10 protein-coding genes and 2 pseudogenes are annotated in these 15,194 nt (G+C 59.9%); 9 read left to right on the top strand and 3 right to left on the bottom strand.

Annotated elements, in window-relative coordinates; translation table 11 throughout:
- Positions 1–3 precede the first annotated feature (3 nt).
- Complete coding sequence (locus tag NK8_RS41775; protein WP_062253068.1) at positions 4–3,147, bottom strand: efflux RND transporter permease subunit; 3,144 nt, start codon at positions 3,145–3,147, stop codon at positions 4–6.
- 19 nt (positions 3,148–3,166) lie between these two features.
- The gene (locus NK8_RS41770; protein ID WP_213234003.1) at positions 3,167–4,327 is read right to left on the bottom strand and encodes an efflux RND transporter periplasmic adaptor subunit; all 1,161 of its coding nucleotides are present in this window, start codon (positions 4,325–4,327) and stop codon (positions 3,167–3,169) included.
- Positions 4,328–4,606: 279 nt separating this feature from the next.
- On the opposite strand from NK8_RS41770, the gene NK8_RS41765 reads away from it, so the two are divergent.
- Positions 4,607–5,644 carry a glycosyltransferase family 4 protein gene (locus tag NK8_RS41765; RefSeq protein WP_213234542.1) on the top strand — a complete coding sequence of 346 codons (1,038 nt, stop codon included), beginning with the start codon at positions 4,607–4,609 and terminating at the stop codon, positions 5,642–5,644.
- Positions 5,641–6,483 (top strand): polysaccharide deacetylase family protein, encoded by an 843-nt coding sequence (locus tag NK8_RS41760; protein ID WP_213233869.1) that lies wholly within the window; start codon positions 5,641–5,643, stop codon positions 6,481–6,483. Before NK8_RS41765 ends, NK8_RS41760 begins: the two co-directional genes overlap by 4 nt.
- Positions 6,484–6,950: 467 nt before the next feature.
- On the opposite strand, the pseudogene NK8_RS41755 reads toward NK8_RS41760, so the two are convergent.
- Positions 6,951–7,526: pseudogene (locus NK8_RS41755) on the bottom strand (transposase); the annotation flags it as partial.
- A gap of 709 nt (positions 7,527–8,235) precedes the next feature.
- On the opposite strand from NK8_RS41755, the gene NK8_RS41750 reads away from it, so the two are divergent.
- The 7 genes and pseudogenes from NK8_RS41750 (at position 8,236) to NK8_RS41720 (ending at position 15,106) form a co-directional block, all read left to right on the top strand.
- Positions 8,236–8,988: a GntR family transcriptional regulator gene (locus NK8_RS41750; protein WP_162071069.1), complete on the top strand. Its 753-nt coding sequence runs from the start codon at positions 8,236–8,238 to the stop codon at positions 8,986–8,988.
- Between the two features lie 233 nt (positions 8,989–9,221).
- Complete coding sequence (locus tag NK8_RS41745) at positions 9,222–9,671, top strand: MerR family transcriptional regulator (protein WP_162071070.1); 450 nt, start codon at positions 9,222–9,224, stop codon at positions 9,669–9,671.
- A 246-nt stretch (positions 9,672–9,917) separates the two neighbouring features.
- Positions 9,918–10,829, top strand: a complete 912-nt coding sequence (locus NK8_RS41740; RefSeq protein ID WP_162071071.1) for an acetoacetate decarboxylase — start codon at positions 9,918–9,920, stop codon at positions 10,827–10,829.
- A gap of 54 nt (positions 10,830–10,883) precedes the next feature.
- A complete protein-coding gene (locus tag NK8_RS41735; protein WP_213233868.1) occupies positions 10,884–12,128 on the top strand; it encodes a trans-acting enoyl reductase family protein in 1,245 nt (414 codons plus the stop codon).
- An 81-nt stretch (positions 12,129–12,209) separates the two neighbouring features.
- On the top strand, positions 12,210–12,689 hold the full coding sequence (locus tag NK8_RS41730) for a MerR family transcriptional regulator (protein WP_162071073.1): 480 nt from the start codon (positions 12,210–12,212) through the stop codon (positions 12,687–12,689).
- Between the two features lie 180 nt (positions 12,690–12,869).
- Positions 12,870–13,553 carry a type 1 glutamine amidotransferase domain-containing protein gene (locus tag NK8_RS41725; protein WP_162071074.1) on the top strand — a complete coding sequence of 228 codons (684 nt, stop codon included), beginning with the start codon at positions 12,870–12,872 and terminating at the stop codon, positions 13,551–13,553.
- A gap of 102 nt (positions 13,554–13,655) precedes the next feature.
- Positions 13,656–15,106, top strand: a pseudogene (locus tag NK8_RS41720) (coniferyl aldehyde dehydrogenase).
- The last annotated feature ends 88 nt before the right edge of the window (positions 15,107–15,194 follow it).

The following is a 15,194-nucleotide window of genomic DNA, read 5'->3' as shown; positions in this document are numbered from 1 at the left end:
ACATCAACTCTCTTGTTCTTGACGCACGGCCGCGCTTTTACGGTGGGTTGCCCGCCATGCCGCGATGCGTTCCTGGATGCTCATCACGAAAACGAAGAAGACGGGCACGAAGAAGACGGCGAGGATTGTCGCAGTGACCATGCCGCCGAACACGCCAGTACCGATCGCGTGCTGTGTTTCCGCGCTCACGCCGGTCGCGATCATCAGCGGCACCACGCCGAGGCCGAACGCTAGCGATGTCATCAGGATTGGACGCAGGCGCAGCCGGGCAGCTTCCACGGCGGCTTCCGCCAGCCCCTTGCCCTGTTCGCGCAACTGCTTCGCGAACTCGATGATGAGGATCGCGTTCTTCGCGGACAGGCCGATCACGGTGATCATCCCGACTTTGAAGAACACGTCGTTCGGCAATCCGCGGAGCAGCACCGCGCTGAGCGCGCCGATCAGCCCGAGCGGTATCACCAGCATCACCGACAGCGGAATCGACCAGCTCTCGTAGAGCGCGGCCAGCACGAGGAACACGACCACCATCGACAGCGCCATTAGCATCGGAGCCTGCGACGCCGACTGACGCTCCTGCAGTGACTGTCCGGTCCACTCGACCGTGAAGCCCGAGGGCAACCGCGCGGCGAGACGTTCCATCTCGGCCATCGCCGCGCCGCTGGAATGACCCGGCGCGGCGCTGCCCGATATGCGCGCGGCCGGATAGCCCTCGAAGCGCGTCAGTTGCAGTGGCGACTCGGACCAGACGGGACGGATCACTTCCGATAGCGGCACCATGCCGCCGCCGGCATTGCGCACGTACAGCTTCAGCACGTCGTTGATCTGCATGCGCGCGGACGCGTCGGCCTGGATGATGACCTGCTGCATACGTCCGGCATTCGGGAAGTCGTTGACGTAGGTCGAGCCGATCGCTGCCGACAGCGTTTCGCTGATGCTGGTGAAGGACACACCCAGCGCCTCGGCCTTGGGCCGGTCAATCTCCAGGTGGATGCTGGCACCCGCCGGCAGGCTATCGGGGTAGACGCCCGTTACGATGTCACTCTTCGCCGCGAGCTCCAGCAGCTTGGCTTGGGCCGCCTTCAGCGCTTCGTCGCCGTGATTGGCGCGATCCTGCAGACGCAACGTGAAGCCTGAGCTGGTGCCGAGCTCGTCGATCGCGGGCGGCAGCAGGCTCATCACGGATCCCTCGGTCACCGAAGCCATGGCTTGCTGTGCACGCGTGTTCTCATTGGGCGTCGTCGCGTCGCCGCGCCTGTCCCAGTCCTTGAGCACCGCAAAGTTCAGCGCGGCATTCGGTCCGGAGCCTGAGAAGCCATAGCCGACGATCGAAATGCTCGACTGGATCGCCGGGCGCGACGCGAGATGGCGCTGCAGCGTCCCGACCACATCCTGCGTGCGCTCGGCGGTCGCGTCGGCGGGCAGCAGGACGCTTGTCATGAAGTAGCCCTGATCCTCGTCTGGCAGAAACGACGACGGCAGCATGCGAAAGCCGATGACGAGTGCGCCGGAAATGGCCACGAACAGCAGCATCACGCGCCCGGTTCGGCCGACGAGCCGGCCGACGCGCGACTCGTACGAGCGCGTCATCCGCTCGAAACGACGGTTGAACCAGCCGAAGAAGCCACGTTTCTCGTGGTTACCAGGCGCGATCGGCTTGAGCATCGTCGCGCACAGAGCGGGCGTCAGCGTCAGCGCGAGGAGCGCCGAGAACAGAATGGAGACTGCCATCGACAGCGTGAACTGCTGGTAGATCACGCCAACCGAGCCGCTTGCCAGCGCCATCGGGATGAACACCGCGGTCAGCACCAGTGTGATGCCGACGATCGCGCCGGAGATCTCCTTCATGGCCTTCGACGTTGCGAGCTTCGGCGAGAGACCTTCCTCGGTCATCAGGCGCTCGACGTTCTCCACCACGACGATCGCATCGTCGACGATGATGCCGATCGCGAGCACCATGCCGAACATCGTCAGCACGTTGATGGAGAAGCCTGTCGCCAACATGATCGTGAATGTGCCGAGCATCGCCACGGGCGCGACGATGGCGGGGATCAGCGTGTAGCGCACGTTCTGCAGGAACAGGTACATCACGAGGAACACGAGCACCATCGCCTCGACGAGCGTATGGAGAACCTTCTCGATCGAAATCTGAACGAACGGAGAAGTATCGAACGGGATCGAATAGCTGATACCGGCCGGCATCGCCTTGCCCGCTTCCTTCAGACGCTCGCGCACGGCCGCCGCGGTCTTGACCGCATTGGCGCCGGGCGCGAGCTGCACGCCAGCGAAGGCGGCGGGCTTGCCGTTCTCGCTGCTGACGAAGCTGTACGACTGCGAGCCGAGCTCGACCCGCGCGACGTCGCGCAGTACGACCCGGGAGCCATCGGCGTTGGCGCGCAGCACGATCGCGGCAAACTGTTCCGGGGTCGTCAGTTGCCCTTGTGCGGTAAGCGGCACGGTCACCCGCTGACCGGTCAGAGCCGGCGACGCACCGACGCTGCCCGGCGCGATCTGCACGTTCTGCTGGCTGATCGCAGTCGTCAGGTCGTTCATCGACAAGCCATAGCCGATCAGCTTGTTCGGATCGACCCAGATGCGCATCGCCCGTTCGGAACCGAACAACTGTACGCGGCCGACGCCATCGACGCGTCGCAGCTCCTCGACGACGTTGCGCGCCATGTAGTCGCTGAGCATGCTCGCGTCGTAGAGACCGCTGTCGGACTTGAGACCGATGAGCATCAGGAAGCCCGAGGAAGCCGACTCCACGGTCACGCCGGACTGGCGCACGACCGGGGGCAGGCGCGGCTCGACGGTCTTGAGCTGGTTCTGAACGTCGACCTGGGCGAGCGCGGGATTCGTGCCGGGCTTGAACGTCACCGTGATCTGCGCGGTGCCCGACGTATCGGCCGACGACTCGAAGTAGAGCAGATTTTTGACGCCCGACAGCTCGCGCTCGATCAGGCTCAGCACGGAGTCGCTCATGGTTTGCGGCGTGGCGCCGGGATACGTCGCGGTAATGGTGACGGCGGGCGGCGCGACCGAAGGGTAACGTTCGATCGGCAGTTGCGGTATCGCGATCAGGCCCAGCAGGATGATGAAGAGGGCGATCACCCACGCGAAGACGGGTCGCCGGATGAAGAATTCGGACATGGCTGGACGCTCCCGTGACTCAGTGCGTGGGTGCAGCCAGCGGCGCACCGGGCGATTTCCCGTCGCTCGCGGCGACCAGCGCGCCGTCGTTCAGGCGCTCCATGCCTTCGACCACGATCTTCTGCCCGGACGTGAGACCCGATTGAATGCGGTAATGACGTCCGCTCAGCTCGCCGAGCTCGACGGGCCTTGGCCGCGCGTGGCTCGTCGCGTCGATCACCCAGACCTGCGGCTTGCCCGCGACGCGTACGACCGCCTGCTGCGGAACAAGCAGCGTGCGCGCGTAGTTCGCGCGCGGAATCCGGGCCCGTACATACATTCCCGGAAGAAGCTGCCGCTTCGGGTTGTCGACCAGCACGCGCAACAGCACATCGCCGGTCCCGGAATCGACGTTGACGCCCGAAAAGAGCACGCGGCCTTTCACGTCGTACGGTGTGTCGTCGTCGCGCAGAACTTTCACCGGAAGGCCACCGCCGCCGCCTTGTTGTTGCGTCGACAGCATGTTGCGCAGCGATTCGAGCGATGCCGCCGGCTGGCGCACATCCACATAGACCTGATCGATCTGCTGGATGCGCGCCATGGGTTGGCTGTCGCTACTGGCGACCAGCGCTCCCTCGGTCATCAGCGCCTGATCGATGCGGCCCGAGATCGGCGCCTCGACCGTCGCGAACTTCAGATCGAGCTGCCGGCGCGCGAGCGTGGCGCTTGCCTGAGCCACGTCTGCGACGGCCTGGTCGCGCTGCGAGACGGCGTCGTCGTAGACCTGGCGGCTGATGGCGTCGGCTTCGACGAGCGGCTGCAGGCGTGCCGTTTGCACCTTCGCGCGCGCAAGCGCGGCCTTGGCGCGTTGCAGCGCCGCCGCGGCCGTGTCCCTGTCAGCCTTGAACGGCGCAGGGTTGATCTGAAACAGCGGCTGGCCGGCACGCACCTCGGTGCCTTGCTCGAACAGCCGGCGCATCACGATACCGCTGACCTGCGGCCGTATCTCAGCGACGCGCATTGCCGCGACCCGACCCGGCAAATCTTCCGTGAGTCTGAGCGAAGCGTGCACCACGGTCGCCGACGCCACGGGAATCGCGGGGGAGGCGCCCAGCTGTTCGGCTTGCCCGCAGCCCGCAAGCATTGCCTCCAGCAGCAGCACGCACAAACTGCCACCCAGAGACCATCTTTCAAGTTTCATAAGAACTCCATCAGACGCAGGCAGTCGCCCGCTTGAACGGCAAGAAGTCTGCGTTCGAACGATGGGGTTTCCTTCGCGATTTGATGGAGAAACGATGAAGACGCAGTCATCTTCAAAGTGCTCGTCCGGCTTCACAGTTTCTCCATCAGTTCTCCAACGTTGCTTATCGATCCATCTTCAACATTGCCCTCTCGAGCAAATTTTTCGAGGGATCGGTCGCATGAACCGCAGTTTAAGCATCATCCACAGCGAATCGTCGAAGGGTGGGGAGGGCAGGAAATGCGCACTCTCAGGGAAATGATCGGCATGCGCGACACCGGCCACCGTGTTGAACTGATTTGCCCGCGTGACGCGTCGATCGGAATGCACGGTGCTGCCGCCGGATTCGCCGTGCATCATTCGGAGATGAGGACGGGTGGCGATGTCGCCTCCGCAATCGATATTGCATGCATGTTGCGGCGTCGAGCTTGCGACGTGCTCAACACGCACAGTGGCCACGACAGCCTGGTCGCAGGCTTTGCCGCCCGCCTGGCCGGTACGCCGCTGGTTGTACGGACGCGTCACCTTGCGTTGCCCATCACTTCGCTTGCGACCTACAACTGGCTCCCTCACCGCGTGATCGCGGTGAGTCACCACGTTCGGAAGTATTTGATCGGCGCCGGAGTCGGCGCGGACCGGGTCGAAACCATCTATGACGGTATTGAGAAACTCGCTGAGGGCGGGAAGTCGACACTGCGCACGGAGCTGGGGCTCCGGGACGATGATGTCGTCGCTTGCATGGTCGCCATCATGCGGGAAGGGAAGGGTCACGAAGACCTCATTGCGGCCGTCGTCCCGCTACTGGAGTCGCGTGAGAAATTCCATGTCGTGCTGGCCGGAGACGGCCCGATGTTCGCAGAAATAAAGCGCATGGTCTTGAACCGCGGCCTCGAGCATCGGATTCACCTGTTGGGATTCCGCAGCGACGTTCCAAACATCATGGCCGGATGCGATTTCTTCGTGCTTCCGACGCATCAGGAGGCGCTCGGCCAAGCCTTCATCGAGGCGATGTCGCTGGGCCTTCCGGTCATCGGAACGGACGTGGGAGGGGTGCCCGAGCTGATCAGCGACGAAGTGAACGGTCTGCTGGTTCCTCCGCGCGATCCCGTCGCTTTGGCAGAAGCGCTCGTACGGCTCATCGACAACGCATCGCTTCGACACGAACTGAGTCATGCAGGTCGATTCATTTTGTCGAAAGGCTTCAGCGTGACGAACATGGTGTACGACACAATGTGCTTCTATCGACGCTCGCTCCAAGAAAGAGGCTATCACGCATGAAGCCGCACCATGCGCGAGCGGTACCTGTGTTGATGTATCACCACGTCAGCAATTCACCGGGCATGCTCACTGTCACCGTTGAGCACTTTACGCAGCAGATCGCCTACCTTCGTCGTGCGGGCTACCAGACGCTCGATGGCGACGGCCTGGCGGCATTTCTTTGCGGCGAGCAGGTTCCTGCCAAGTCGGTGGTCATCACGTTTGACGATGGCTATCTGGACAACTGGGTTTTCGCGCATCCGATCCTGCAGCGTTGGGGATTCAAGGCACTTTGCTTCCTGGTCACGAGTTGGCCCGGCGATGGACCCGTTCGTCCGACTTCAGTCGACGCATCGGCCGGTTCGCCCCGCGTACTCTCTCACGAGGACTCGCAGATCGCCATCCAGAATGGAAAGGCCGATGACGCCATCATGCGCTGGTCCGAAATCGAAGCGATGAGACGTGCAGGAACTTTCGAATTTCATAGCCATACGCACACGCACAGGCGTTGGGATCATCTAACGACTTCGCGCACGGCGAAGCGGGCTTGTCTGAAAGAAGATTTGCGAGCGGGACGAAATGAACTCTTGGCGCGGCTGGGAACTGAGTCGCGTCATCTTTGCTGGCCAGAAGGCTTTTACGATCGCGATTATCGGGAGATCGCGCTGAATGAGGGCTTCAATTTACTTTATACATGTCATCGGGGTACTAATACGCAATCGAAACGGGATAACAAGGATGCCGAGCGGACTATCGCGCGGTTGGCCGTGCGCGACCGCCCCGCATCATGGCTGGCAACCCGACTCTGGGTACATGGTCGACCGTTGTTGAGCCGGGCGTACTTGAGTTTAAGGTTGTAATTAAGCGATGCTGGTCGTAATCGCATGAAGGCCGACAGGTCAAGCAGCATTTTGATTCAAATGGAAGCGCTGAGCTAATGCGACTGACAACGGATAGATTGCTTAGACGCACTAGAGACCGCTGCCGGCTGTGGGAGAGGCACGGCTCCGGTCGCCGAACCATTGGCCTACGATCGACCTCCATACCTAGTCGCTCGTGGCCTCCGATTCGATCGGGAGGGCGGCGACGGTTAGTTCGCTGAACGCGCAACTTCGGGTCGACTTGATTCTCATGCAAATTCCGGGTTAGCGCGGTCCAGCTCTGACAAGGCTTCGTCTTCTGGCACTAAAATAATCCGTTTATAAATCAGACCCCTGCTGTCTACCACAAAATGCGTTGCGAGGACGTCTCCGATCACGGAGACGCATGGGCGAGAGGGCATACTAACGGGTCGGGCCTGAATATTCGTTTTGCGTCGTACGGGCACTTATGCGGCGAAGGACAGTACGGCTGAGTGTTTGAGTAAAGCGAGAAGGACGAGGGCGCAATAAAACCGCAGCTTTCTGAGGATCATGCGTAGGTTGTGGCCGGCACCGCACAGCACCGCGTGAATCGCGTCGCCGAGGGTGCCTTTGAGCCAGTTCCGATCGAGTTTTCCCTCCGCCTTCATGTGGCCGATGGCGGGCTCGATCGCACTGCCCCTTCGGATCATCGCTCGCATGCCGCGCGTAATACCGCGCCTCAATCCCGGGTGATAGATCTTTACGCCGTCGACAGCCACTCCCTTGTAGCCACGATCAACGATGGCGACTTCCGGCTTCACGTCGCTCAGGATCAATGCCTGCTCCAATGCCTCGGCCAGCGTGTGGCCGTCGTAGGGATTTCCGGCCATCGCGACACCGGCTTCACCCAGACGCTTCCTCCAACGCGTGAGGCTCGACGGGTCGATCGGCGGCTCAGTCTGCAGATACGTCTCGCCCGTGATGACCTGCCAATATGGGTTCTCCACCCATTGCCACACGATCTCTTCGTGGGACAGGTCAAACGCATGTTGAAGATACAACTAAAAATGCAGGAATCAAGCGTTAATATGCCTTCTTCCTGCAATTCGCTCAACATGGTTTGGGGTGCAACGCCTTATCGCGTAAGGCTCTGAGAATTGTTCAGGGTCGACTAACGAAGCGCGCTGATTGCCGGCACACGTAGAAGCACCTCGAACCAAGCTTGGAGGGAGGCCGCTCGTATAGCCCGCGGGAGACACGAAGCTTCCACGTAAATTGATGTCCTGCATATTTGTGACCGCGGCACTTGTGAGTCGATCCGGTGCGGGCGATTTCATTCCGGAGGCGTGTAGTGGCCCGAGCGCATGCCACGTATGTCGCGTTCCACGCCACCAGCAAATTCGCAAACATTGTCAGAGTAGAAGAACTTGACTGCCAGCGAATCTTGTCGCCGCGTCGACGGGGCGGATGGCCTTCGCCATCGACCGGCTTTTGTGATTACGATTCTCAGTTATCGACAGGTGCGAAGAATCTAGCCGCCTCAGCCGCCCTAGAGCCTCCGCGTCTCGTGCGGCAAACCTCCCAACCCTTCCATCGATACCCAAATATACGTTTGCAAACGCTTGCTGCTTCAACGATCCGACCAACTGCACTTTTCCACATATACTATGTAGTATGATATTCAGTCGATAAGCTTCTGCCCAAGATTTTAATAGATAGCCCGATGAATTGGGGATTAACACGAAGGACGCCGCGAAAGAACGGAGACATATGAAGAACAAGAATTTTTTCAATATCTATCAATCCCGCGTGGTGGATAATCCCGTTAAACACGAGTATTTGAAGGAAGTATTCATCGCGGCGATCGAAGATGGATTTTGGAAAGACGGAGACAAACTGCCAACGGAGCAGGAGATGTCTCAGATGGTCCCCTTTAGTCTTGGCACCATTCAGAAGGCTGTAGGCTCACTAGTCAATGAGGGTTATGTCGAGAGGAAGAGAGCGCTGGGAACTTTCGTCATCCCTCGGGAAAAACGGCTGGGCGAGCCATGGATCTACCAAGTCCTCTCGTCGGACGGGACAAGATTCATTCCGATGACGAGTACGGTAATACGTCGGGTACAAATCGAATCCGATGACAGCTGGGCGCGCTGGCTATGCGGCGCTGGCGACGATCGCAATATCATTCGCCTTGATCGGAAAATCGATGCGGAAGATCACTCATTCATAAGTCATTACTTCGCGGACGCAACCCGCTTTCCTTATTTCGCCGAGATACCGCTGGACGATCTCGAGAGCGAAAATTTCGTGAGGTTAACTAAAACAGTCTACAAAGTTTCCGCGACAAAAATCGTACACACGGTCAAGGCCGACATTCTCCCCAAGACCGTGTCGGATGCGCTGCAACTTCCAAGCAGGACGTATGGAGCCCACATAGAGATAATGGGTAGCAGTTCTCGCGGGGAGCCGGTTTTTTATCAGCGGTTGTATCTTCCGTCGGGTGGCCCACGTTTGTACCTTTGAAGAAAAACGACCGGAAGTGACGTAACTAGCTTCCGTCGCGACCGTTACCGGGTTGAATCGGGGCTGCGTCGGGCATGTTTTTCCTCCATTAGTGGCGTTGGCGATGCTGTATGGAATAGTAGAACGGCTGAGGTGCGCTTGCCCGCGACCCGCTTCACCGAACCGTGTCGCCAACCGTGACACACTGTAGGATTAAAGTTAACCTTACTGTCACTGCTTTTTTCAGGTGCCGTATGAGGATTGGAGAACTGGCAAAGCTCAGCGGGTTGACGGCCTCGCGCATCCGCTTTTACGAGAGCGCCGGATTGATCTCCGCGGTCGAGCGCAAGGCGAATGGTTATCGCGATTACCCTCCTGAGACGGTGTCGATGCTGGAAATCATCGCTAGCGCGCAGGGTGCGGGATTTTCGCTCGATCAGATCCGCCATCTGCTGCCGAACGGCTCGGGCAACTGGCAACATGATGAATTGCTCGAAGCCCTGAGGCGGAAGGTTGCAGAGATCGAGGACATGCAAAAGCGCCTCAAAGAAAATAGGGCGCATCTGCTCGCGGCGATAAAGAGCATAGAAAATCGGCCACTGGATTTGACGTGTTCTGACAGGAAGAAATGGGTGTTAGAGCGCCTGCGCGAAGACGGCGTTGTACCAGCGCCGGGCAAGTCTCGTCCTTCCACCGCAAAATGACGGCCCGTAGCGGAAAACTGTTCCAAAATAGTTTGTAAATTTCTTAAGGCGCTTACTTCGCGCAGATGCCTTCAGCACTTGCTTCGCCAGCACCGCCTAGAGGAAGGGCCGAGCACGCGCTGCGATATGCATATCTAGACGCTTGACCTTCAAGTTGAGTTCAACCTTAAAGTGATGGCTGCCGGGCGCTTTGGCGGAATGTCTCGGGCACAAGATGCCAGGTTACTCATTGAGAAAGGTCAACGAATGGATAGGCGACATACACTGGTCGAATTCGGGCCGCAGCAGGTCGAAGTGCCCGCAGGGGGATATTATGACCGCTTCCGAATGAACCCCGACCTTGATGAGGTCGCCCGGGACCCTGCCGCGGGGAACATCGATTTTTTCCGGCGGATTCCAAAGCAACTGGTTGCTTCGCGTGTGGGTCCGACCTGGGCCCCCAATTTCTACTATCGCGCAAGCAGTATCCAGGTGCTGTTCCTCGCACCTATGCCCCGGCTTAGGTCGATGCTACCGACGCCCCTCGAGCCACTGCGTGCGTTCCCAGGCTACGGGCTCTTAGCGCTGACTTTCTTTTCGTATGCCGTTTGCGATAACGACCCGTACGACGAAGTTTCCATCGCGATCGTGATCCGTCGTCCCGGCGCGCATGGACCCCATATGCTGGAGCTACTCAACTCCATGCGACGACGAAATTTCTTCGCGCACGTGTTGGCATTGCCCGTTACCACGGAAATCGCACGCGTACGCGGCCTGTACGGGTACCAGTTGCCCAAGTGGCGCACCGCAATCGAAGTGAACATCGACGCCGACGTACGGGCTCAAATAGCCGGCCCGGGCGGCACGCCAGACCTTACCCTGAGCGCGCCGCTTCCGGCCTTGCGCAATGTCGTGCCTCAGTCGCATATGGCAATGACGACTACGATCAACATGATTGATGGGCAATGGCATCAGACGGCGGTCCAGACCAACATGTTGTCGTTCGCTCAACGACTTCTTCCGCGGGACATACAGCTATTGCGAAGCGGCGGCCCCTTGACCCAGTTGCTGAAGGGTTTGGGTGCCTCGAGAATCCTTCGTCTGGACGTGGTCAAGGACGCGCAAATGGTGTTGAATCTGCCAACACCGTTGAAGACGTTCGATTGTCCAGGAAATTGAACGTAATCGTATGAATTCTAGCTCCTCGAGAAGCAGCCCCGCAAGGAAGCATCCATGAGCACTCCAGACTATGACGTGGTCGTATTTGGAGCCACCAGCTTTGTAGGCCACATCTTGGCGCGATATCTTGCCGAATACTTCTCGGGCCAGGTCGAAACGCTTAGTTGGGCCATCGCGGGCCGATCCGCAGCGAGGCTCAACGATGTCAAGCGCTCGCTGGGCGGGGTGGGGCAGTCTCTGCCCATCATTGTGGCGGACGCCGCGAATGAGAGCCAGTTGCGCGCTATGTGCGCGCAGACCCGGGTGATCGTATCGACCGTCGGCCCATATGCGCATTATGGTGAACTGCTGATCAAGGTTTGCGTAGAAAGCGGCATTGACTACTGCGATCTCACTGGCGAGACCCAGTGGATCAAACGAATGATCGAAAAATATGAGTCCAGGGCTCAAGAGTCGGGGGCACGCATCGTGCATTGCTGTGGCTTCGATTCGGTGCCCTCCGACATGGGGGTCTGGTTCCTGCAGCGACAAGCAATGCAAGAATTCGGTGCACCGGCAACCCAAGTCAAGATGCGGGTCAAGACACTCAAGGGCGGGGCATCAGGCGGCACAGTCGCCAGTCTGATCAACGTCGTCAAGGAGGCGGCTGCCAACCCGTCCTTACGAAAGGAACTCGCCAATCCCTACGCGCTCTGCCCCAAAGGACATGGTTTTCAGACGCGCCAACACAATGTCAAGTCCGCGGAGTTTGATTCCGCTTTCGGGTCATGGGTCGCCCCCTTCGTGATGGCGGCCATCAACGAGCGTGTGGTGCATCGCTCCAATGCCCTCTCTGGCAACGCCTATGGCGGCCGGTTTACCTATGACGAAGCCATATTGACCGGCACAGGCCTGAAGGGTCGCCTGAGTGCGCTGGTCACCGTGGCCGGGCTGGGAGCGTTCATGGCGGCCATCGTCACCGGCCCGGTTCGCAGCATGATGCAACGCTTCCTCCTGCCGCAACCCGGCGAAGGCCCAAGCCCTGAGGCACAGTTGGCAGGCCGTTACGACTTACGGTTTTTCGGGCGCACGGATGACGGCCAGGCGTTGCGCATCAAAGTGACTGGGGATCGCGATCCGGGCTATGGCTCAACCGGCAAGATGCTGGGTCAGGCGGCCATCAGTCTTGCGAGGGACCTCGTCAAGGACGGCGCCAAGGTTGGGCGTGCGGGCGGCTTCTGGACACCGGCCACGGTATTCGACGAGCGCTTCATCGAGCGTCTGAGGCGCCATGCAGGCTTACTTTTCGAGCGGATCTGATACCCCATGTAGTTGGGACTCGACTCGGCGTGGAAATGCAATTGAAGGCCAGCTTCGGTGAGGGTAAGGAGTATCCAAATCGTGAAGATCGGTGAATTGGCAGCACGCACGGGCATTGCTGCGTCGCGCATTCGCTTCTATGAGGGCATAGGGCTGTTAGAGGTTCAACGCCAGTCGAACGGCTACCGGATTTATCCGCCCGAGGCGGTGCTCATGCTCGACCTGATCGGGGCGGCGCAACAGGCCGGCTTCAGTCTCGACGAGATTCGCATGTTGCTACCGCCCGATTTGACGCAATGGAAGCACGGCACGCTGGTCGAAGCGCTGCGTAGCAAGGTGCGGGACATTGAGGCGATGGAGGTACGGCTCGCGAAAAGCAAGCAACACCTCGTTACGCTTCTGGACGAAATCGAGGCGAAGCCTGAGGAAATCGACTGCGCTACCAACGCAAAGAGGCTGTTGTCCCGGATGCAGTCGGGGGAATTGAAACGCGCGACAGCCACGGACGACACCACGAAACGTCACAGGACGAGCCGGCGCCGGTCGGTCAAAGTCCGTTAGCGGTGCAGGCGATAGGCGATCATGCCATCGTAGATGCCCTCTCGACCCTACTGGATGCGCCGCTGGCCAGAGACTCTTCATCAACCGATCCAAATCTCGAAACGCCTTGACATTCAGCTTTACTTTAACGATATGGTTTCCTCTGCAGCTTCCGGTGGCAGATTGAAAGGGAAATACAACTTGACCAAGCGCGTACTTCACGTTGTCAGCAACGTCGCCAACTATGCGGACCGGGCTGAGCCGACTGGCCTCTGGCTATCCGAGCTGACCCATGCCTGGCATGTCTTCGCTGAAAAAGGCTACGATCAACGTCTCGTGAGCCCGAAGGGCGGCGTCTCGCCCCTGGAGCCTCGCTCGCTCAAATGGCCGCTAGCCGATGCTTCGGTGAAGGAGTGGCTGAACGATAAGGATCGCCAGACGCTTCTGGCGACGACTGCGCGCCCCGACCAGATCAATCCGGCGGTGTTTGATGCGATCTATTTCACCGGCGGACACGCCGTCATGTGGGACTTTCCCGATGATGCGAACTTGCATCGGGTCACACGGGAGATCTACGAGCGCGGCGGCGTAGTCTCGTCCGTCTGCCACGGCTACTGCGGCTTGCTCAACGTGAAGCTCTCCGACGGCAAGCTTCTCGTGGCCGAGCGGCGAATCACCGGCTACTCATGGGTGGAGGAAGTGCTCGCAGGCGTCGCAAGCAAAGTCCCCTACAACGCCGAGGAGGAGATGATGCGGCGCGGCGCGCTCTACGAAAAGGCCCTGCTGCCGTTCGTCTCGAAGGTCGTCACAGATGGGCGGCTAGTGACCGGTCAGAACCCGCAGTCCGCCAGGGCAACAGCGGAGCAAGTTGCGGCATTGTTATGACGGCCGGCAAGCGGCCGACGCTACATATCCATTGCACAGCCTGCCATCCACGATGATCAAATTGACGGCATTTACGTTTAGATGCTCTCCGTGAGGTACACGATGACCATCCCCGCAGAGCCCATTCACGGCATCGACGCGGCCGATTTGCTAGGAGTTCAGCGCAGCGCCTTCCTCAAAGAGGGGCCGCCAGATCTCGCTCAGCGCAAGGCGCGGCTCGCCCGGCTGCGCGCGGTAGTCCTTAGGTATCGCAGCGAGGTGAAAGAGGCGATTAGCGCCGATTTCGGGCATCGCTCATATCACGAGACGGACATCATGGAACTGGTCGGCGTGGTCCAGTCGATCGACTACTTGACGCAAAATCTGCGCCGGTTCATGAAGCGCGAACGGCGGCACGTCGAGATCTTCTACCAGTCCGGCCGGGCGTGGGTCGAATACCAGCCGAAGGGCGTGGTCGGGGTGATGGCGCCGTGGAACTACCCGTTTTCATTGACGTTCATTCCCCTTGCGACAGCGCTCGCGGCCGGCAACCGCGTGATGCTCAAGCCATCGGAGCTGACGCCGCGCACCAGCGAGGTCATCCGGCGGATGCTCGCTGAAATCTTCTCAGCGGACGAAGTGGCCGTCGTGCTGGGCGGGCCGGAAGTCGGCGCTGCGTTCAGCAGCTTGCCGTTCGACCATCTGGTGTTTACGGGCAGCACGCAGGTCGGCCGCAAGGTCATGAAGGCGGCCAGCGACAATCTGGTGCCGGTTACGCTCGAGCTGGGTGGCAAGAGCCCGGCCATCGTTGCACGCGGCCACGTCGACGAGCGAACCATGGGCAGCATCGTCTTCGGCAAGCTCTCGAACAGCGGTCAGACCTGCGTCGCGCCTGACTATGCGCTCGTCCACGAAGACGACCTTGAGACCTTCGTCACGCAGTTCAATGCAACGGTGGCCCGATGCTATCCGGAGGGGCCCACTAGCAAAGACTACACCTCGATCGTCAGCGACAGACATTACGAGCGCCTTGTCGGCCTCGTCGCAGATGCCAGGCGCCAAGGTGCACGATTGGTCGAAGCGGGCGTCAGGCCGGAGAGTGCCACAGCGCGAGTGCGCACACTTGCACCGACGTTGGTTATCGGGCCAGCGATGCAAGCGCCATCATGCAGGAGGAGATTTTCGGCCCGATCTTGCCGGTACGCACTTATCAAAGCATGAACGAGGTCATCGACTACGTGAACGCCCGCCCGCGTCCACTCGTTCTCTACTATTTTGGCAACGAGGACCAGGCGTGTGAGACGCTGCTCAAGCGGACGACCTCTGGCAACACCGGCATCAACAACACGCTCCTGCACGTGGCCCAGGATGAACTGCCTTTCGGCGGAGTTGGGCCAAGTGGGATGGGGGCCTATCATGGCATCGAGGGCTTTCGCGCGATGAGCCACGCCAAAGGGGTCTTTGTTCAGGGCCGGTGGAATTTTCCAACCCTGCTGCGTGCGCCGTTCGGAAAGCTTGTAGATCTTGCTTTGGCGGTGGTTCTTCGACGGGCGAAGCGACCACCCCCTCATTGAACGCAGTACCGAAACTCTGACGGCTCTCGATATGGACAATCGCAGGTGGGAATAGCATAGCGAATCGATTCCAACAGTAGGATCAAGC

Origin of the sequence: Caballeronia sp. NK8 (genome assembly GCF_018408855.1) — a bacterium.
In the GTDB taxonomy this organism is placed as follows: Bacteria; Pseudomonadota; Gammaproteobacteria; order Burkholderiales; family Burkholderiaceae; genus Caballeronia.
This window is presented reverse-complemented; position numbering and strand designations above follow the sequence as displayed.